This is a genomic window from Patulibacter sp. SYSU D01012, assembly GCF_017916475.1.
Classification (GTDB): Bacteria; Actinomycetota; Thermoleophilia; order Solirubrobacterales; family Solirubrobacteraceae; genus Patulibacter.
This window is the reverse complement of the sequence record NZ_JAFMTB010000001.1, coordinates 1,446,032-1,465,746: the sequence shown is the minus strand read 5'-3', so window position 1 is coordinate 1,465,746 and position 19,715 is coordinate 1,446,032. Positions and strand designations below refer to the sequence as shown.

Here is a 19,715-nt window from a genome sequence, read left to right as displayed (position 1 = left end):
ACACCGGTGCACCCCGGATCCCTACGACTCGCCGCATGCAGCCCGTGCGAACGGGGAAAACGCACGGGCTCGGGACGGTTGGCGCCGCCGCCCCGGGGTACATGATCCGGGCATGGCCGCGCCGGAGGAACGACGCCCACCCCGACTCCGCCCGCTGCGGGACGAGGCGCTGCCGCCCGGGTCCTGGCGGGGCATCGCGATCCGCGCCTTCCGGCAGTTCCAGGCCCAGGGCATGCAGGACTGGGCCGGCACCCTGGCCTACAACTCGATCCGGGCGCTGGTCCCGGTCCTGCTCGTCGCCGCCGCGCTGCTGACGCTCCTCGGGGCCAGCTCCCTGCCGTCGACGATCGCGGACCAGTTCGCCGACGTCGTCAGCGACCGGACGTCCAGCTCGACCGCCAGCCAGAGCGCCGACGCGGTCCGCGGGCTCGTCCAGACCGCCCTCGACCAGGCGAAGGGCGGCGCCAGCATCACGCTCGTGATCTCGGTGGTCCTGGCGATCAACGGGGCGTCCGGCGCGTTCTCCGCGGCCGGGCGGGCGCTCAACGTCGTCCACCACGTGCCGGAGACGCGCAGCTTCGTCCGCCACAAGCTCGCCGACGTCCTGACCGCCCTGCTCGTCATCGGCCTGATGGCCGTCGCGGCGCTCCTCTTCGTGCTGGGCGGCGGCGTCGCCGACGACGTCTTCGGCTGGCTCGGGCTGGGCGACGCCCCGATCGTCTGGCAGATCCTGCGCATCCCGATCGGGCTGCTGGCGCTGCTCCTGGGCATCGGGATCATCTACGCCCGGGCGCCCGACCTGCACGAGAACAGCCTGCGGCTGCTGGCCCCGGGCGCGCTCACGGCCCTCATCGCGTGGCTGCTGGCCACGGTCGTCTTCGCGCTCTACGTCCGGATCGCCGGGTTCGGCAGCGCGTACGGCGCGCTGGGCGGCGCGATCGTCCTGCTCTTCTGGCTGTGGCTCTCCGCCGCCGCGTTCCTGTTCGGCGCGGAGGTCGAGGCCGAGGTGGCGCGCACCCGGCTGGTGCGGGGCGAGGGCCCGCCGGCGGCGATGGGCGCCGGGGTTCCGCCCGTGCTGGACGACGACGAGGACGGCGCGACGGACCCCGCCGAGGCGTCCGACGCCGCGCCCCGCGCGCCGCGCCGCGCCGCGCCGGACGAGCCGCGCGCCGCGGGCGACCGCGGGGCCTAGTCCCGCGGCACGACGGCGGCGGCGCGGTCGATCTCGGCGCCGACCCGGGCCCGGAGCGCGTCCCGGTCCGCGGCGCCGAAGACCCGGCTCACCGGATCGTCCGGCGCCTCGGCGAAGACGAACGTCACCTCGACCGTCGGCGCGCCCGCCAGGAGCGCGGCGAGGGCGTAGACGTCCCGCTGCAGGGCGTAGTCGTGCTCGACGACGCCTCGCGGGCTCCGCCCCGCCAGGCGGTTCGTCTTCCAGTCCGCGATCGCGACGGCCCCGTCCGCGGCCTCGAGCCACAGGTCCACGACGCCCTGGACGAGCGGTCGCCCGGCGCCCGGGTCGAAGAGGAACGGCCGCTCGACGTGGCGGCGCGCGGGGTCGGTCGTGCGCGCGCGTCGGGCCAGCGGCGTGGCCTCGAGCCGCGCCGCGAGGGCGATCAGGGCCGCGGCGTCGTGGTCGTCGACCGCCCCCAGCTCGGGCGCCTCCTCGGCCAGGACGGCGCGCACGTCGGCCGCGGTGGCGGGCGGCAGCGGCGCGGCACCGGGGGCGCACAGGCGCGCCTCGAGCAGCCCGTGGACGACGACGCCGCGGGTGCGACCGTCGAGCGCCGCGGTCGAGAAGAGCGACGGGCGGGCGGGCGGCGGGACCGCGCCCTCCGGCTCCTCCTCCTCGGCCTCGACGGCGGCGGCCCGGGCCTCGCGCCCCGCGTCGGCGGCGTCCACCTCGAGCCCGAGCCGCGCCGCCAGCGCGCTGTAGCTCACCGGACTCGGGAGCGGCAGGGCCGGCGGCGCGGCCGGCCGGTGCGGCCCGCCCCCGGGCGCGCCGGCGTCGGCGGGCGGCCCGGGGTCGCGGGCGACGCGCGTCACGGTCGGCTCGCCCGCGGCCGGGGCGACGGCGACGGCGGGGTCGACGACGAGCAGCCGCAGCGCGGCGGTCCCGGGCACCGCGCCCGTCGGGTCGGTGATCTCGACGGTGCGCTCCTCGCCCACGCGCGGCCACGCCTCGGGCGGGGCCAGCGACGGCAGCGTCCAGCGCAGGGTCGGCGTGCGGGGCGCCGCGTCGTGGCCGTCGGGCTCGAGCCCGACGGCCTTCGCGTCGTCCAGGCGGTCCGTGGGCGTGCGGTCCACGCCGGATCCCTCGCAGGCGACGGGCCACGAGCCGCAGAGCACCAGCCGCTCCTTGGCCCGGGTGACCGCGACGTGCATCAGCCGGCGCTCCTCCTGGGCCTGCGCGCGGTCGGCCGTGCCGGCGAGGGCGTCGTAGTCCCAGAGACGCACCGTCTCGCCCGCCGCGGCCACGCGCAGGCCCACCCGGTCGCTGTGCGGGTCGGGATCGACGAGCAGCCCCGGCCGGTCGGCGTTGATCCGGGCGCCGAGGTCGCACAGGACGACCACGGGCCACTCCAGGCCCTTCGAGCGATGCACCGTCGTGATCCGCACGGCCTCGCCGTCCGTGAGCACCGGCGCGTCCGGGCCGTCGCGGTCCGTCGTCATGCGGCGCAGCACGCCGGCCAGGTCGTCGCCCGCGGCCTCCTGCTCCTCGACCCAGTCGACGACCGCCTCGACGGTCGCCCAGCGGCGCGCGCCGCCGGGGCGCGCCAGGACGGACGCCCGGTAGCCGTCGTCCGCCCGGACCTGCGCGAGCAGCGCCGCGGGGCCCAGCCGCCGCGCGAGGCCGCGGTGGCGGACGAGCAGGACGGTCTGCAGCTCCAGATCGTCCCGCGCGTCGTCCGTCATCGCGACCGTCGGCTCGTGGGCGAGCGCGGCCGATCCGGTGAGCGTGCGCAGCGTGTCCCACAGGGCGGGACGCGGCTCGCGCCGCTCGCGGGCGGCCTCCACGGCGGCGGCGTGCTCGGCCGCGAGCGGGACGAGCGCGTCCGCGTCGACGCCGCCGGTCGGCAGCCGCAGCGCCCCGAGCAGGGCGACGTCGTCGTAGGGGTTGGCGACCGCGCGCAGCCAGGCCTCGAGCTCGCGGGCCTCTAGGGTGCGCAGCAGCGGCGTCGCCACGACCGGGACCGCGTCGATCCCGCGCTCGAGCAGCGCGCGCTCCAGGGCCGGCACCGGGGCGGTGCGGCGCACGAGGATCGCGATCTCGTCGGCGCGGCGGCCGTCGTGGACGAGCTGCTCGACGAGCGCGGCGACGTACTCCGGCTCGCCCGCCGCGACGGGGTCGCCGTCGCCCCCGGCCGGGTCCTCGCCGCCCGCCGCGGCCGGGCGCTCGGCGCCGTCAGCGAGCACGTGCACCTCGACCGCCGGGGCGGCGCGGGCGTCGGCCGGCGGCCGGTCGTGGCCGCCGACGAGCGGCTGATACCCGTCGTGGGCCGGGGCGCCGAGGCGATTGGCGAGCACGAGCACGTCGGACGGGCAGCGGAACGTCTCGTCGAGCGCCAGCCGGCCTCCCACGCGCTTGGCGCTCGCGGCGGCGTCGTCGAAGCCCTGCACGGTCGCGTGACGAAAGCCGTAGATCGCCTGCAGGCGGTCCCCGACCTGGAACCGCGCGGCGGGGTCCGACAGCCGCTGCACGAGCTCGAGCTGCACCGGGTTGGTGTCCTGGTACTCGTCGACGAGCACCTGGCGGAAGCGGCGTCGCAGGCGGTCCGCGATGTCGGGTCGCCGCCGCAGCAGGCCCAGCAGGGCCAGGAGCAGGTCGTCGAAGTCGACGACGGAACGCGCGTGCTTCGCCCGCCGGTACTCGCGGGCCGTCGCGACGAGCAGCGCCTCGCGCAGCCGCAGCTCGCGCTCGCCGCGCGGCGCCAGCTCCCGCGCACGGGCCACGTCGCGGGCGGCCGCGAGCGCGTCGCGCAGCGCGCCCACCGCGGGGCCCTTCCCGACCTTCGGCTGCTTCGTCGGCAGCGCCCACGTCGCCAGGACGGCGAGCGGGGGGAGCACCGGATCGTCGTCGGTGCCGGTGTGGACGGCGACGTCGGCTACGGTGTCGTGGACCAGGTCGAGCGCGCGCTGGCCCGCGGCCGTGGCCTTGCCCGCCGCGAGCGTCTCCCGCGCCTCCTCCGCCGCGGGCGCCGCGGCGGCACGCAGCGCCCGGGCCGCGGCGCGGGCGGCGTCGTCGGGCCGCGGCGGCGCCGGCAGCGCGGGCCCGCGGACGGTGGCCGGATCGCGGCCCTGGGTGCGCCGCAGGGCGAGCAGCCCCAGGGTGTCGTCGCGAAGCGCCTCGAGCCCGGACGAGGCCGCCAGCTCCAGGGCGGCGTGGCCGTCGGCGGGCAGCGCGTCGTCGGCCGCCGGCGGCGGGGTGCCGCCGCGCGCGGCGAGCGGGTCGTCCAGCCACGCCGTCACCGCGCGCTCGAAGGCGGCGTGCCGCAGCTCGGTCGCGCGGCCCTCGTCGGCCACCTCGGCGTCGGGATCGATGCCGGCGGCCAGCGCGTAGCGCCGCAGGAGCCGCTGGGCGATGCCGTGGAAGGTGCCGATCCACGCGTCCTCCAGGCGCCACCGCTCCGGCAGGTCGATCCGTCCGCCGACGAGCGCCTGGAGCCGCGCCCGCACGCGCTCCCGCATCTCGGCCGCCGCCTTGTCGGTGAACGTGATGGCGAGGACGGACGAGGTCGACAGCTCGTCGTCCGCCTCGAGCAGCCGCAGGTAGCGCTCGACGAGCACGCTGGTCTTGCCCGCGCCCGCCCCGGCCGACACCAGCGTCTCTCCCTGCCGCGCGATCGCCGCGGCCTGCCGCGCGGAGAACACGGCCCCGCCGCCGTCGGGCTCGGGCAGGCCGCGGCGCAGCCGGCCGTCCTCGGTGTAGAGGAGCGACCGGTCGACGGGGGACGCGGAGAGCGCGGGGTGGTCGGGCAGGGTCACGGGAGGAGCCGCGCGATCGCGGGGTGGTCGCACTCGCCGAGGTCGCCGTGGACCGACGTCTCGGGACGAGGGGTGACGTCGCCGGCGCGCAGCCCCGCGACCGCGGCGGCGGCGCGGGCGTGCGCGTCCTCGACGATCGCCGCGACCTCCTCCGGCGTCTTCGGACCGCCGGCGCGGCCGTTCAGCACGCCCCGCAGCTCGACGCCCGCGGGCGGCCGCGCGCCGGGGTCGAAGCCGGACACGGGCGACGTCGGCTGGTACAGGGCGTAGGCGGGCGGCGCGCCGCCGTCCGCGGTCGCCGCGGCCAGGTACAGCGCCGCCTGCAGGGTCCCCGTCGCGGGCCAGCGCCCGCACGCGACGGCGCCGCCGGTCCCGAGCTTGTAGTCGACGACGCCCAGCCCCGTCCGCCCGTCCGGCAGGTCGACGCGGTCCAGCCGGTCGATGCGGCCGATCGCGAGCGCCCCGTCCCCCAGGTCGACCGGCGGCACGTCGCCCGGCGCGTCGACGACGACCTCGGTCGCCCGCAGGGTCGCGCGGTCGTAGCGCTGCGGCAGCGCGCGGAGCACGGCGGCGACGCCCACGTCGACGCGCCGCAGCAGCACGCGTGCCCGGTGCGTCGGCAGGCCGGCCACCGCCGCCGGACCGAGCTCGGCGAGCGCGCGCCGGCCGGCCGCCACCAGCTCCTCGGGGTCGTGGGCGCCGTACGGCTCGCCGTCGCGCACGGTGGCGGCGAGCGCCCGGTCCAGCACCGCGTGGACGAGCGTGCCGTGGATCTGCGGCACGGACGTCGGCTCGTCGTCGTCCGCCCGCGCCAGGTGCTCGACGACCCAGCAGACGGGGCAGCGCGCGAGCCGCTCGACCTCGCGCACGGCGAAGCGGTCGCGCTCGAGCAGGACGCGGCGGACGGTCTCGCGGCCGGCGTCGTCCAGCGCGGCGCCGAAGGGGGCCGGCGTCGCCACCGGGCGACGCGCGGCCGGCCGGACCCGCGAGGCGCCGCGGGCGACGACGCGCGGCCGGTCGGGGTGCAGCGTGGCGAGCACGTCGGCCAGGAACGGCGCCGGCGGCTCGGCCTCGCCGGAGGGCCCGGCGACGGCCCGCGAGAGCAGCAGCCGGCGCGTCGGCCGCGCCACGAGCTCGAGGAACAGCGTCCGCTCGGCGGCCAGGCGCTCGACCGGCACGGTCAGCCGCACCCCGCCGGCGCGCGCGAGCACGTCGCGGGCGTCGCGGTCGACGAGCGGGTCGACGGGGTCGGGGGCCGGGAACGCCTGCTCGCGCAGGTCCGCCAGGGCCAGCACCGCGACCTGGCGGCCGCGCAGCGCGCCGGGCGCCGCGATCTCGAGCCGGCCGGGGCCCGGGGGCTCGCCGACCGGCACCGGGAGCTCGGCGAGCTCGTCGGCCAGCTCCTCCGGGGTCGGCACCAGCGCCGGGTCGGCCTCGTCGAGCGCGTCGACGGCCCGCAGGTGCTCGCCGATGCGGCGGAGGGCGCGACGCTCGGGGTCGCGGGGCGCCGGCACCGTCGTGGTGACCAGCAGCTCCTCGAGCGCCGGCAACGCGCCGGTCAGCCGCTCGGCGAGCGCGGGCGTCGTGGGCGTCCCGTGGTCCAGGCGCACCGTGGCCAGGAGGTCCAGGCCCTCCAGCGTGGGGCTGTGCCGGGCAGCCCGCCGCCACGCGTCGCGGGCCTCGGTGATCCCCTCGCGGCGCAGCTCGATGGCGAAGCGGTCGACGACGTCGAGCCCCACGCGCGTGGCGCCGGCGCGCAGGACGAGGACGACGTCGTCGGGCGTCGCGGTGCCGACCGCCAGGCGCGCGAGGGCCGCGACAGCGGCGCCGACCGCCGTCCGGCGCGCCGGCAGCTCGCGCGGACGGGCGACCGGCACGCCGCGGGCGGTCAGCTCGCGCTCGAGGCGGGCGCCGGTCGGCCCGGCGGCCTCGCGCACGGCGACCGCGAGGTCGTGCCACTCCAGGTCGAGCTCGCCGGCGGCACGGAGCAGCTCGTCGACCAGCGCCTCGGCCTCGCTCCGGGGGCTGCCGCCCTCGACCAGCACGACGTCGTCGAGCGGCGGTCGGTCCTCGTCGCCGGCGGCGGGCGGCGCCGGCCCCTCCGGCGGCTCGAACAGCCCGCGCTCCAGGCGGCCACGGCCGCCGGCGGCGTCCGGCCGGGCCAGCCGCACCTCGTGCCGGTCGACCGCGACGACCGCCGCCCCGTCCAGGACGGCGTCGCCCGGCCGCAGCGGCAGCAGCCCGGTGGACCCCGCGCCGCCCGCCGACTCCGCCGCGACGGCCCGCAGCTCGTCGACGACCGGGCGCCGGGCCGCCGTCGCCACCCGGCCGTCCTCGTACGGCAGCGAGACCACGACGTCGGCGACGCGGGCCAGCACGCGGACGAGCGCGGTCTGGCCGAACGTCAGGTCGTCGAAGCCGTAGAAGGCCACGGGCCGGCCGCCCCACCGGGCCGGGTCGGCCGCCAGCGCGCGCCGCGTGGCGAGCGCCTGCGCGCCGGGCGTGGGGAGCGGGCCGTCCGCGGCGGCGGCGAGGCCGTCCAGCCGCGCGGCGACGGCCCCGAGCACCGTGCCGAGGTCCTCGACGAGCTGACGGTCCACGCCGTGCTCGGCCGCATCGAGCGCCTCGAGCGCGGCGGTCAGCTCGGCGGGGGTGAACCCCCGCTCGGCGAGCTCCTCGAGCAGCCCCGCCAGCCGCCGGCGCACGCCCGGGCGCCCGGCGGTGCCCGCGAGCGGCCGCCCGGCCGCGACGCCGCGCAACGCGACGGCGAGCATGCGGTCGCGGGCGAGCGGCCCGAGGGTGCGCGCGGGGACGCCGGCCGCCCGGCGCGCGGCGTCGAGCAGGCGGCCGAACGTCCCGACCTGCACGCCGAGGGCCGCGCCCCCGCACACCGCGAGGAGCTCGCGGCGGTAGCGGTCCGCGTCGGGGCCCGTCGGGACGACGAGGATCGGGGCGCGCCCGCCGGCGCCGGCCCGGGACCACTCCCGCACGAGGCCCAGCACGACGCCCGCCTTGGCGGCGTTCGTCGGGCCCGTGACCAGCTGGAGCGTCACCCCTGGACCGTCGCAGGAGCGCCGGACGGCGTGCACGCCCGCTTGCGGCCGGGGGACGGCCCGTCCTCCCCCGGCGGGCGGATCAGGCGGCCCGGTCGGAGTCGCCCGCCGCCGCGGGCGCCTCGCCGGCGACGGCCACGGCGGCCTCGCCGGTCGCGGCCGCGGTCGCCGCCTCGGCGGCCTCGACCTCCTCGGCCGACGGCGCCCGCGCGCCCTCCTGCGCCCACGGCTCGTCGAACTCGACGCGCCACTTGCCGTCCTCGGTCTGGTGCAGCGCCAGGCGGGCGCGGAAGCTGCGGCCCGCGCGGCTCTTGAAGCCCGTGACCTGCTTCGCCGTGCGGCCGGTCTTGATCAGCTCCTTGGCGACCGCGGGGGCGAGCGTCTTGCCCGCCTTCGCCTTCCAGATCACGAAGCCGCAGCCCGGGTCGTCCTTCGACCAGCACGAGAAGCCCTTGCGGTTCTCGCTGATCTCGCGGCCGCAGACCGGGCACGGGCCCAGGGTCGCCCGCTGGATGCGGACGTCCTTGAGCTTCGCGTCCAGCTCCTCGACGGTCTCCTTCGCGAAGCGCGCGATCGCGTCCATGAAGGCGCGGCGCGTCTCCTCGCCGGACTCGATCTTCGCCAGGCGGTGCTCCCAGTCGCCCGTCAGCGACGGCGAGGTGAGCTGGTGCCCGTCGAGCAGGCGGATGACGTTGAGGCCCTTCTCGGTGACGATCAGGGCGCGGCCGTCGCGCTCGACGTAGCCGACGTCGATGAGGCGCTCGATGATCGCCGCGCGGGTGGCCGGCGTGCCGATGCCGGCGTCCTTCATGGCCTCGCGCGCCTCGTCGTCCTCGACGAGCTGGCCGGCGGTCTCCATCGCCCCGAGCAGCGACGCGTCGCTGTAGCGGCGCGGCGGCTTCGTGACCTTCTCCTCGGACGTCGCCCTCCGGACGTCCGCGGCCTCGCCCTGCTCGAGCTTCGGCAGCGTCTGCGTCGCGCCCTCGTCGTCGTCGGACGCCGAGCCTTCCTCGAGCTCGCCGTAGACGCCGCGCCAGCCGGGCACGAGCAGCACGCGACCCCGGGTGCGGAAGACGTGCGGACCCTTGGCGATCTCGGGCGCGCCCGGGGTCTCGACGGTCGTCTCGATGCGGGTGTTCTCGAACTCCGCCTCGGGGTGGAAGACCGCGAGGAACCGGCGCACGACCATGTCGTAGATCCGCCGGTCGTCGTCGCTCATCTTGTCGAGGACGTGCTTCGCGTTCGTCGGGATGATCGCGTGGTGGTCGGCGACCTTCTCGTCGTTGACGACCCGGCCGAGCGGCAGCTTCTCGAGCCCCTGCACGTAACGGGCGGCCTCGCGGTACTCCGGCCGCGACCCGACCTGCCCGGCCGTCGGCCGGATCTCGGGGATCATGTCCGTCGTCAGGTAGCGCGAGCTCGTACGCGGGTACGTCAGCGCCTTGTGCTCCTCGTAGCAGCGCTGCGCCGCCGCGAGCGTGCGGCGGGCGGTGAAGCCGAAGCGCGAGCCCGCCTCGCGCTGCAGCGACGTGAGGTCGTAGAGCATCGGCGCGCGCTCCTTGCGCCGCGCCTTCTCGAGCTTCGTGATGGTGCCGGTGGGGCGGGGGGAGGCGTTCAGCGCCGCGGCGATCGCCTCGGCCTCCTCGGCCGTCTTCAGCCGGGGCTCCGTGCCCTGGTACAGGCGCCCGGTGTACGCGCGCGACTTCCCGTCGGCGGGCGCGGCCTCGAAGCGCGCGTCGACGAGCCAGTACGGCTCGGGGACGAAGGCGGCGATCTCCTCCTCGCGACGGGCGAGGATCGCCAGCGTCGGCGTCTGCACGCGACCGAGCGAGACGGCGCCGTCGAAGCTGGAGCGCAGGCGGATCGTCGCGGCGCGCGTGGCGTTCATGCCGACGAGCCAATCCGCCTCGGACCGCGACTGCGCGGCCTCGCCGAGCAGCTCGACCTCGTCGGGCGACCGCAGCTCGCCGAGCGCGCGGCGCATCGCGGTCTCGGTCATGGACGAGAGCCACAGACGGCGGACGGGCTGCCGGCCGCCCGCCGCGTCGAAGATCCAGCGGAAGATCAGCTCGCCCTCGCGGCCGGCGTCGCAGGCGTTGATGACCTCGGTGACGTCGTCGCGGCGCAGGAGGTTCTTGATGACCGCCATCTGCTTCTTCGACTGGTCGTCGCGCTCCACGAGCTTGAACTCGCTCGGGACGATGGGCAGGTCCTCCATCTTCCAGCGCTTGAACTTCTTGTCGTACGCGTCCGGCTCGGCGAGCTGCACGAGGTGGCCGACCGCCCACGTGATGACGTGCTCGTCGCCCTCCATCCAGCGCGCGTTCCGCTCGCCCGTGGGCTTGCCCACCTGGAACGAGCCCGGGAGGACCTTGGCGAGATCCCGCCCGACGGACGGCTTCTCGGCGATGACCAGCGTCTTGCCCACGGGCCGGAGCGTAGCGGGACGCCGCCCCCGGGCCGACCGCGGCCCGTGCCGAGACGGTGCGCGACCCGTGCCGAACCCGTGCCGTCAGTGGCTGCAGGGCCCGGGGTCCACGCGCACGGAGGGGTCCGCCTGCGCGAGCGCGTCGCGGAGCACGTCGTTCGGCACCGCGTAGCCGCGGCGCTGGTCGGCCCGGGTCGACGAGGCGAAGACCGTCCCGACCACCCGCCCCCGCCGGTCGACGAGCGGACCGCCGCTGTTGCCCTGCTGGACGAGGCCGCGGAACGGGAGCACGCGCCGGCGGATCGGCCCGTGGCCGTAGGCGTCCTGGCCCGTCACCGTCTGGGCGTCGCCGATCCGCGCAGCGCGAGCCTTGAACGGCCCCGCGAGCGGGTAGCCGAGGATCGCCGCGGACGAGCCCACCTCGGGCGCGTCCACGTAGGTGAGCGGCTGCAGGGACAGGTCGGGCGCGGCGAGGATCGCCAGGTCCTGGTCGCGGTCCACGTACACCGGCTCGGCCGTGACCCGTTGGCCGCCCACCGCCGCGGTCACCGTCGTGTCCTCCTCCCCCGCCACCACGTGCTGGTTCGTCACCACGAGCCCGTCCTCCGCGACCCAGCCCGTGCCGACGACGCCGACGCCGCACGCCGAGCCCTCGACCCGCACGACGCCGCGCCGCCCCGTCCGCACGCCGGGCATCGCCAGGATCCGCGGGTCCGGCGGGTCGACGGCCGCGCTCGGCCCCGCGAAGCCCGGCAGCGGGTCGAACCGCGCCAGCAGCGCGAGCGCGTCGTCGGCCGGCGGGAGCGTGCGGCGCAGCTGGCGGAGCACGGACGACTCCCGCACCTGGGCGCGCCACGACCCGGGCACGCCCGGCGTCTGCAGGACCATGGCCGAGACGAACCAGGCGGCGAGGACCACGAGCGCGGCGGTGAAGAGCGCGCCCAGCGCGCCGTCGAGCGCGCGGCCCACGCCCAGCCCGGGGCCGCGCAGCAGGCGGCGGACGCGGTCGCCGAGCCGTTGCAGCGCGGTGCCGAGCAGGACGCCGAGCAGCACCGCGCCGAACACGGCGGCGACCGGCGCGTTGACGTTGCGCTCGCCCTCCGACAGCACGAGGGGACCGAGCCGCGCGCCGACGAGCGCGCCGCCCATGAAGCCCACGAAGCCGAACGCGGACGCGAGGAACCCCTGGGTGGTGCCGCCCGCGGCCGCGAGCACCAGCACCGCCACGAGGACCCAGTCGAGCGTCGTCATCCGTCCCGGCAGGCTACCCGGCCGCCCGGGGGTGCCGCCGCGCACGCGCGGGTACACTGGCGGGAGATGCCGGCCCCGGGACGTCGACGCCCTCCGCAGCGCCGGACGGGCGCGCTCCGTCCGGCCGCGCCGGGCCGCGGCGGCGGCCGCGGTCGTCGCCGGGGGCCGCTGGGCCGCGGCCCGCTCGTGCCCGCCGCGCTCGTGCTGGCGCTCGTCCTCGGGATCGGCGGCTACCTCGTGCTCGACGCGCGGGCCAGCCGCCGCGCGGAGAGCGACCTCGTCGACCGCTACGTCCGGGCCTGGGAGCAGCGGGACTTCGCCGGGATGTACGCCGCGATCGACGCCGCCGCCCGGTCCCGCACCGACGCCGCGCGCTTCGCGGCGATCAACCGGCAGACGCTCGACACGGCGACGGTCATCGCGGTCGACGCCGGCCGGCCCCGCCGCACCGACGACGGCTTCAGCGTGCCCGTGGTGGCGCGCACGCGCCTGTTCGGCCGCCTGCGCGGCACCGTCGACGTGCCGCTCGACGGCGACGGCGGCGACGCCCGGGTGCGCTGGTCGCGACGGATGGCGCTGCCCGGCCTGCGCGAGGGCGAGACGGTCACCCGCACGACCGAGATGCCCGCCCGCGCCGACATCCTGGCCCGCGACGGCACGCCGCTGGCGGAGGGGGCCGACCGCACGTCGAGCGTCCCCAACCTCGCGAGCCAGGTCGTCGGGTCCCTCGGCACCGCCACCGAGGAGGACCGCGCCGCCCTGCGCCGCCTGGGCGTGCCCGCGGACGCCAAGGTGGGCGTCTCGGGCCTGGAGCGCATCCTCAACCCGCAGCTGGTCGGGCGGCCCGGCGGGACGCTGCGCGCCGGGGACCGCGTCCTCGCGCGCGTGCGGCCGCGGAAGGCGCCAGCCGTGCGCAGCTCGATCGACCTGGCTGTCGTGAAGGCGGCCGTCGAGGCGCAGAGCGACGCCCCGGACGCCACCGGCACGCTCGTCGTCAACGCCCGCACCGGCGAGGTCCTCGGCTTCCAGGGCAGCGCGTGGAGCGCGCTCCAGCCGCCCGGCTCGACGATGAAGATCGTGACGGCGGCCGCGGCGCTGCAGGACGGGGTGGCGAAGACCACCACGCAGTACCCGCGCGAGACGGAGGCCAAGGGCTTCGGCATCGAGAACTCCAACGGCGAGGTCTGCGGAGGCTCGCTCGTCGAGTCCTTCGCCCACTCCTGCAACTCGGTCTTCGTCCCCCTGGGCGCGAAGCTCGGCGCGAAGCGGCTCGTCGAGATGGCCGAGGCGTTCGGCTTCAACCGCCGGCCCGACGGGGTGCCCGGCGCCCAGATCAGCACGATCCCCGAGGCGGCCGAGATGAACGGCATCGGCGAGGCCGCCGCGTCCGCGATCGGGCAGGGCCGGGTCCAGGCGACGGCCCTCCAGGTGGCGCTCATGACCGCGACGGTCGCCAACGGCGGCCGCCAGCCCGCGCTCTCCTTCGTCCGCACGAACGCGCGCGCGAAGAGCCGGAAGGTCCTCGACCGGTCCGTCGCGAGCGACATGCGCCAGCTCATGACGGCGGTCGTGCGCGACGGCACGGGCGAGGACGCGCGCGTGCCGCTCTCCGGCGTGACGACCGCGGGCAAGACCGGGACCGCGGAGCTCGCCAGCACCCAGGGCGACGCCTGCGACGCCCAGGAGGAGCAGCAGGCCGAGGCGCAGCAGCCCGACGCCGTGACGGAGGCGCCCGAGCCGCCGTCGGCCTGCGGCAACGCCGACGGCAAGTCGACGACGGCCTGGATGGCCGCCTACGCCGTCAAGGGCGGCGGCGATCCGATCGCGGTCGGCGTGCTCCGTGCGCGGAACTTCCAGGGCGGCGCGACGGCCGCCCCCGTGGCCCGCAAGGTCCTGACCGCCGCGCTCGACGACTGAGCGCGGGCCGCGCACGGGCGGCCCCGCCGACCGCGCCCTCCGGTCCGGCAGCCGGCCCGATCGCCCCGGCACGCGCGGAGCGGCGACGCACGGCGGGGCCGGCCGTCGTCCGCGCCCACGGCCGCCGCGGCCGGGGGCCGCGCCGCGCGCGCGGCCCCACGGACGCGCCGGTCCCCGCCCCCGGCCGTGGCCCGGGTCCGAGCGGCGGCCGCGCCAGGCCCGCTCGACCCGGCACCGCTCCCGGAACGACGAACGGGGCGCCGGTGGCGCCCCGCTCGGGGAAGCTGCGTCGCGACGGCCGCGGGCGCGGCCGTGGCTCAGACGTCCAGGTCGATGGAGGCCTTGCCGCCGGTCGGGCCCGTGATCTCGAGCTCGAGGGGGCGGTTCTCCAGCGAGGACTGCGGGATCTTGAACAGCAGCAGCTCGGCGGCCGTGGTGCTCGAGCCGGCCGGGCTGTTCGGCAGGGGCTGGACGCCGCTGCCGGTGCCGACCGCGCCGGGAATGATCGCCTGGCGGTACAGGAACGGGTTCGGCGGGTTCGTCGGGTCCGGGCCGGAGACGGGCCGGAAGACGTGCTCCTCCGCGTTCGGCGCGCCCTCGACGAACAGCGAGTCGTGGATCTCGAAGCCCGACAGCGCGGCCGAGCGGAGCGGCTGCTTGTTGTCGTTGTAGGCCGAGATGAAGACGCCGAAGTAGACCTGGTCGTCCAGCGGGTTCTGCGGGTTCTTCTTCAGCGCGAGCGCCTGGGCCGGCAGGCCGCGGAGGTACTCGGAGTCCTCCGGGTCGACCTTCGCCTGGTCGCCGCGGGCGGCGGGGTTCTGGAAGTCGCCCGGGTTGAGCTGGCGCGAGACCTGGACCTGGTACTTCACGTATGGGCCGTTCTTCGGGCCGACGCTCACGAAGACCGCCTCGGTCTCCGCGTGGGTGGGAACGTCTTCCTTCGAGCCGCAGGCCGTGAGTCCGGTGGTCGCCAACGCGACGGCCAGGAGAGGGATGAGCCGCTGACGCATGGCCGCGCAGTCTAGTCGAGCCGACCGGCGACCGCGTGCGCGCCCGCGGCCGGGGCCTCGTCGGCGAGCCGCGGATCCAGGCGGAAGTTGGAGGCGGGCTTGCGGGCCCCGCCGGCGATGCTGACCCGACCGGCGCCCTCGGCGCCGTCCTCGAGGATCGCCCGGAGGGTGCGCAGGCCCTTGCGGAGCGAGCGACGCACGGCGCCGTGCATGCCGCCGACGGTCTCCATGATGCTGTCGGAGAGCAGGCCCGGGTCGGACTCCATGCTCCACGCGACCGTCACGGCGTGCGGGTCGTCCTGCACCACCGTGATCTCGCCGAGGAACATCGTGCGGGCGTACTTGCCGCCGCGGCCGACGAACGCGATCCGGAACGGCGCGTCGACCTCGGTGAAGGTGTAGTCGTAGTACGAGAAGCGGTTGAAGGGCAGCTTCAGGTGGAAGCGCGCCCCGGCCCCCTGCCCGATGGAGTCCTCGCGGGTCAGGCGCCAGTCCTCGAACCGGCCGGCGAGGAACTCGCGGTGGTTGGCGACGTCGGCGAGATAGGCGAACACCTCCTCGCGCGGCCGCTCGATGGTGATCGACTCCCGCACCGGATCCACCCGGCCAGTGTAGCCCGCCCCGCACGCCCCGGCGCGGCCGTGCCGGGCGCGTGCGTCCGGGCCCCTCCCCCGCGCCGTGCGGGCGGACGGACGGTCGAGGCCGCGCGTCAGGCGTCGGCGCGCTTCGGCGTCAAGCGCTGGGCCCGGATCTCCTCGCCGTGGCGCACGGGCAGGATCTCGACGGGCATCTCGCGCCGCGCGGGCCGGCAGAGGGCGCACATCGTCCGGCCCTTCGCGTAGCGGTAGACGACCTCGCCGACCAGCGGCGTGCGCTTGCAGCGGTCGCAGCGCAGCCGCTCGGCGTGCAGCTCGGACACCGTGCGGCGGAGCAGGTGGCGCTCGAGATCGGCTTCGGAGAGGGTCTGGCGGCGCATCACAGGGCCCCGCTTCGCCGCCCGCCCGGCGGCTCCTTCCCGCCGCGCCGCTCCGGGCGTCCCGACGCTCAGGCGGCGACGGTCACGCGCACGCCCTCGCCGGCGAACGGTGCGTGCAGGACGGTGGCCCACGCGGCGCAGCGGTCCTGCGCGGCGGCGAGGACCGCGTGCGCGTCGGCCGACCGAGTCCACAGCATCACCGTGGGGCCCGCGCCCGACACCGTCGCGCCGATGGCGCCCAGCTCGGCCGCGTCGTCCACGAGCTCGGCCGAGCGGGGGAACAGCGCCGCCCGGTGCGGCTGGTGCAGCAGGTCGCGCAGGCTGTGGCCCACGATGTCCAGGTCGCCGCGCTCGAGCCCGACGGCGAGCGCCGACGCCCAGGCGACGTTGGCCGTCGCGTCCTCCAGCGGCACGTGGTGCGGCAGGACGGCGCGGGCGGCGGCGGTGCGGACGGCGTCGTGGGGCACGACGAAGACGGCCTCGAGCCCCGGCGGGGGCGGGATGCGCACGGTCCAGGACCCGTCGGTCAGCACGAAGCCGCCGTAGAGCGCCGCGGTGACGTTGTCGGGATGCCCCTCCAGGTCGACCGCCAGCGGCAGCAGGGCGTCCGGCTCGGTCGATCCGCCGTCGAGCGCGGCGGCGGCGGCCAGGCCCGCCACGATCGCCGTGGCGCTCGAGCCCAGGCCGCCCGCGAGCGGGATCTCGGTGCGCACCCGGAAGGTCAGGCCCTCCGCGGGCCGCAGCCGCTCGAAGGCCTGCACGATCGCGTTGTCGCGGTCGGCCGGCAACGGCAGGTCGTGCTCGACGGCGAAGGTGCCGGTCTCCTCCACCTCGACGTGCAGCCACAGCCCGAGGGCCGCGGCCATGCAGTCGAACCCCGGCCCGAGGTTGGCGCTCGACGCGGGGACGGAGACGGAGACGGTGCGGCCCATTCCCCGCCGACCTTACCCAACGCCCGGGAGCCGCAGTCCTCCCCCGGTCAGCCGAGGAGGACCCGCTCGAGCGTCTCGAGCGTCGGGTCGCACGGGATCACCGGCGGCGACTCGTCGAGCGCCGTCTGGGGGTCCTTCAGGCCGTGACCGGTGAGCACGCAGGCGATGCGCTCCGCGTCCCCGGCGCCGTGCTTCAGCAGCCCGGCGACCGACGTCGCGGACGCCGGCTCGCAGAACACGCCCTCCTCGCGGGCGAGGAAGCGGTAGGCGTCGAGGATCTCCTCGTCGGTGACGTCGGCGACCTTGCCGCCCGACCCCGTCATCGCGGCCATCGCCTCCTCCCACCGCGCCGGGTTGCCGATGCGGATCGCGGACGCGACGGTCTCCGGCGCCGCCACGGCCTCGCCGCGCACGAGCGGGTTGGCGCCCCGGGCCTGGAAGCCGTGCATCGCCGGGAGCGCGACGGACGGGTCCTCCTCGTGCAGCTCGCGGAAGCCCTTCCAGTAGGCCGTGATGTTGCCGGCGTTGCCGACGGGGATGCAGAGCGCGTCGAGGCGCCCGTCCAGGTCCTCCATCAGCTCGAAGGCGGCGGTCTTCTGGCCCTCGATCCGGAAGTCGTTGACCGAGTTGACGAGCGCGATCGGGTGCGTCTGGGTGATCTCGCGGACGAGGCGCAGCGCCTCGTCGAAGTTGCCGCGCAGCGCGACGACCTGGGCGCCGTGCATGAGCGCCTGGGCGAGCTTGCCCGCGGCGATCTTGCCGTCCGGCACGAGCACGACGCCGCGGATGCCGGCGCGCGCGGAGTAGGCGGCCAGGGCGGCGGCCGTGTTGCCCGTCGAGGCGCAGATGACGGCCTCGGCGCCGTCGCGCACGGCGGCGGAGACGGCGCACGTCATGCCGCGGTCCTTGAACGAGCCCGTGGGGTTCAGGCCCTCGTACTTCAGATGCACCTCGGCGCCGACGCGCTCGGACAGGCGCGGGGCGAGGACGAGCGGGGTCGAGCCCTCGTTGAGCGAGACGACGGGGTCGCCGGGCGCGAACGGCAGGCGGTCCATGTACCGCTCGATCAGGCCCATCCGGCGGACCGAGTCGGGGCCCGTCAGGCGGTGCCCGGCGCCCCGGCCGCTCGGCGGGGTCAGGGCGTCCTGGCCGGCGCTCATGCCCCGAGCTCCTCGACGACGCGGATGGCGCGCGGCGGCGCGGTGACGAAGTCCTTCGACGCGATCATCTGCACGGCGCCGTAGAAGCGCGACTCCAGGACGGGGTGGACGACGAGCACCAGGCGGGCGCCGGTGCCGGTCCCCTTCTGGACGACGCTCTTGACGGAGACGCCCTGCAGGCCGAGGACCTGGGCGATCTGCGCGAGCACGCCGGGCCGGTCGGCGACCTCGACGTGCAGGTAGAAGCTCGACGCGACGTCGCGGACGAAGCCCAGGCGGTGCCGGGTGTCGGGCGTCTGGGCCGGCGGGATCATCGCCGAGATGACGTCGCCGACGACCGCGGTCGCGGTCTGCGAGCCGCCGGCGCCCGGGCCCGACAGCGTGATCTCGGTGATCGCCGGCGACTCGATCGTCACGGCGTTGAAGGCGCCGTCGACGGCCGCGAGCGGGTGGCCGGCGTAGAGGAACGCGGGGTGCACCCGGACGGCGAGCTCGTCGCCGATGCGCTCGGCGGTGCCGATCAGGCGCAGCGACAGGCCCAGGTCGCGGGCGTACTCGATGTCCTCGGTCGTCAGGTGCGCGATGCCCTCGTACGGGACGTCGGACAGGTGCACCGGCGTGTCGAACGCCAGGCGCGCCAGGATCGCCATCTTCGCCGCGGCGTCCTTGCCGGTGACGTCGTCCGTCGGGTCGGCCTCGGCGTAGCCCAGGCGCTGCGCCTCGGCGAGCGCCTCCTCGTACGAGGCGCCCGTGGCGGCCATCTGCGTGAGGATGAAGTTGGTCGTGCCGTTGACGATCCCGTGCAGGCGCTCGACGTGCTGACCGGTCAGCGACTCCTGCAGCACGCGGATCACCGGCACGACGCCGGCGACGGCGGCCTCGAAGCGCAGCTGGACGCGGTTCTCGCGGGCCAGGCCCCACAGCTCCTCGCCGTGCTCGGCCAGCAGCTGCTTGTTCGCCGTGACGACGTGCTTGCCGGCGCGCAGCGCACGGACGACGTAGTCGCGCGCGGGCTCGATCCCGCCCATGACCTCGACGATCAGGTCGCTGCCGGCGAGGATCGCGTCGAAGTCGCCGCGGCTGCGCGTGAGCACGCCGGCGATCTCGGGGCGCAGCCCCGTCACGTGGGCGATCGCGTCGGCGCGCTCGGGCAGCAGCTCCGCGACGGACGAGCCGACGGTGCCGTGGCCGAGCAGGCCGACGCGGAACGGGGCGGGAGCGTCCGGCGTCATCGGCGCGGATCATCGCACGGGCCGCGCCTGCGGGTGGGCGTCGTGGCCGGTCGTCCACCCGGCCACGACGGGCGCCGGCGTGGCACGCTGCAGGTCATGCGCGCCATCCTCTCCGACCTCGACGGCACCCTCGTGGACTCCACCCCGGCGGTCATGCGCGTCTGGGGCGGCTGGATGCGCGAGCGCGGGATCACCCCGCCGCCCGGCGGCCACCCCCACGGCATCCCGTCGCGGCAGGTCGTCGCCATGCTCGCGCCGCACCTGGACGCCGCCGCCGAGGCCCGCGAGCTGGAGCGGCGCGAGGTCGAGGACCTGGACGGCGTCGTGGCGCTGCCCGGCGCGCGGGAGCTGCTCGCCGCAGCGGCCGGCGCGGCCGACGCGCCCGCCGGGCTGCCGCCCGTGGTCGTCGTCACGTCGTGCACCGCTCCCCTGGCGCGGGCGCGCCTGTTCGCCGCGCGCCTGCCGCTGCCCGCGCGGATCGTCACCGCCGAGCGCACCGAGCGCGTCAAGCCCGACCCGGACCCGTACCTGCTCGCCGCGCGCGAGCTCGGCGTGCCGCCCGAGGAGTGCGTCGTGCTCGAGGACGCCCCCGCCGGCGTGGCCGCGGGGCGCGCGGCCGGCATGCACGTCGTCGCGGTCCGCACGTCGCACCCGGACGCCGAGCTGGCCGACGCCGACGAGATCGTCGACGACGTCGCCGCGTTCCTCGCCGGCCTGCCGTCGGGCGGCGAGGACCGCAGCTAGGACGAGCGCGAGGACCGGCGCGAGGA

At 77.2% G+C, this 19,715-nt stretch carries 13 protein-coding genes; 3 read left to right on the top strand and 10 right to left on the bottom strand.

The window, feature by feature from the left end:
* Positions 1 to 112: 112 nt before the first annotated feature.
* On the top strand, positions 113 to 1,192 hold the full coding sequence (locus J3P29_RS06650) for a YihY/virulence factor BrkB family protein (protein ID WP_210492249.1): 1,080 nt from the start codon (positions 113 to 115) through the stop codon (positions 1,190 to 1,192).
* Here the strand turns inward: J3P29_RS06650 and J3P29_RS06645 are convergent.
* The 4 genes from J3P29_RS06645 to J3P29_RS06630 all read right to left on the bottom strand — a co-directional run bounded on the left by J3P29_RS06645 (position 1,189) and on the right by J3P29_RS06630 (position 11,718).
* Positions 1,189 to 4,986 (bottom strand): UvrD-helicase domain-containing protein, encoded by a 3,798-nt coding sequence (locus tag J3P29_RS06645; protein WP_210492248.1) that lies wholly within the window; start codon positions 4,984 to 4,986, stop codon positions 1,189 to 1,191. The genes J3P29_RS06650 and J3P29_RS06645 overlap by 4 nt on opposite strands.
* Positions 4,983 to 8,039: a PD-(D/E)XK nuclease family protein gene (locus J3P29_RS06640; protein ID WP_210492247.1), complete on the bottom strand. Its 3,057-nt coding sequence runs from the start codon at positions 8,037 to 8,039 to the stop codon at positions 4,983 to 4,985. The genes J3P29_RS06645 and J3P29_RS06640 overlap by 4 nt, the downstream gene beginning before the upstream one ends.
* A gap of 82 nt (positions 8,040 to 8,121) precedes the next feature.
* Complete coding sequence (locus tag J3P29_RS06635) at positions 8,122 to 10,467, bottom strand: type IA DNA topoisomerase (RefSeq protein WP_210492245.1); 2,346 nt, start codon at positions 10,465 to 10,467, stop codon at positions 8,122 to 8,124.
* 84 nt (positions 10,468 to 10,551) lie between these two features.
* On the bottom strand, positions 10,552 to 11,718 hold the full coding sequence (locus J3P29_RS06630) for a MarP family serine protease (protein ID WP_210492244.1): 1,167 nt from the start codon (positions 11,716 to 11,718) through the stop codon (positions 10,552 to 10,554).
* 66 nt (positions 11,719 to 11,784) lie between these two features.
* Between J3P29_RS06630 and J3P29_RS06625 the strand changes: the two genes are divergently transcribed.
* Positions 11,785 to 13,635, top strand: coding sequence for a penicillin-binding transpeptidase domain-containing protein (locus tag J3P29_RS06625; protein WP_210492243.1), 1,851 nt, complete (start codon positions 11,785 to 11,787; stop codon positions 13,633 to 13,635).
* Positions 13,636 to 13,952: 317 nt separating this feature from the next.
* On the opposite strand, the gene J3P29_RS06620 is transcribed toward J3P29_RS06625, so the two are convergent.
* From J3P29_RS06620 to J3P29_RS06595, 6 genes are all read right to left on the bottom strand, one after another.
* Positions 13,953 to 14,645: a hypothetical protein gene (locus J3P29_RS06620; RefSeq protein WP_210492242.1), complete on the bottom strand. Its 693-nt coding sequence runs from the start codon at positions 14,643 to 14,645 to the stop codon at positions 13,953 to 13,955.
* Positions 14,646 to 14,656: 11 nt separating this feature from the next.
* Positions 14,657 to 15,247, bottom strand: coding sequence for an SRPBCC family protein (locus J3P29_RS06615; protein ID WP_210492240.1), 591 nt, complete (start codon positions 15,245 to 15,247; stop codon positions 14,657 to 14,659).
* Between the two features lie 107 nt (positions 15,248 to 15,354).
* Complete coding sequence (locus J3P29_RS06610; RefSeq protein WP_210492239.1) at positions 15,355 to 15,621, bottom strand: hypothetical protein; 267 nt, start codon at positions 15,619 to 15,621, stop codon at positions 15,355 to 15,357.
* 68 nt (positions 15,622 to 15,689) lie between these two features.
* A complete protein-coding gene (gene thrB / locus J3P29_RS06605) occupies positions 15,690 to 16,553 on the bottom strand; it encodes a homoserine kinase (protein WP_210492238.1) in 864 nt (287 codons plus the stop codon).
* Positions 16,554 to 16,600: 47 nt separating this feature from the next.
* Positions 16,601 to 17,629 carry a threonine synthase gene (gene thrC / locus J3P29_RS06600; RefSeq protein ID WP_210493010.1) on the bottom strand — a complete coding sequence of 343 codons (1,029 nt, stop codon included), beginning with the start codon at positions 17,627 to 17,629 and terminating at the stop codon, positions 16,601 to 16,603.
* Between the two features lie 80 nt (positions 17,630 to 17,709).
* Positions 17,710 to 18,945 (bottom strand): homoserine dehydrogenase, encoded by a 1,236-nt coding sequence (locus J3P29_RS06595; protein ID WP_210492237.1) that lies wholly within the window; start codon positions 18,943 to 18,945, stop codon positions 17,710 to 17,712.
* A gap of 96 nt (positions 18,946 to 19,041) precedes the next feature.
* Between J3P29_RS06595 and J3P29_RS06590 the strand changes: the two genes are divergently transcribed.
* The gene (locus J3P29_RS06590) at positions 19,042 to 19,689 is read left to right on the top strand and encodes an HAD-IA family hydrolase (protein WP_210492236.1); all 648 of its coding nucleotides are present in this window, start codon (positions 19,042 to 19,044) and stop codon (positions 19,687 to 19,689) included.
* Positions 19,690 to 19,715 lie beyond the last annotated feature (26 nt).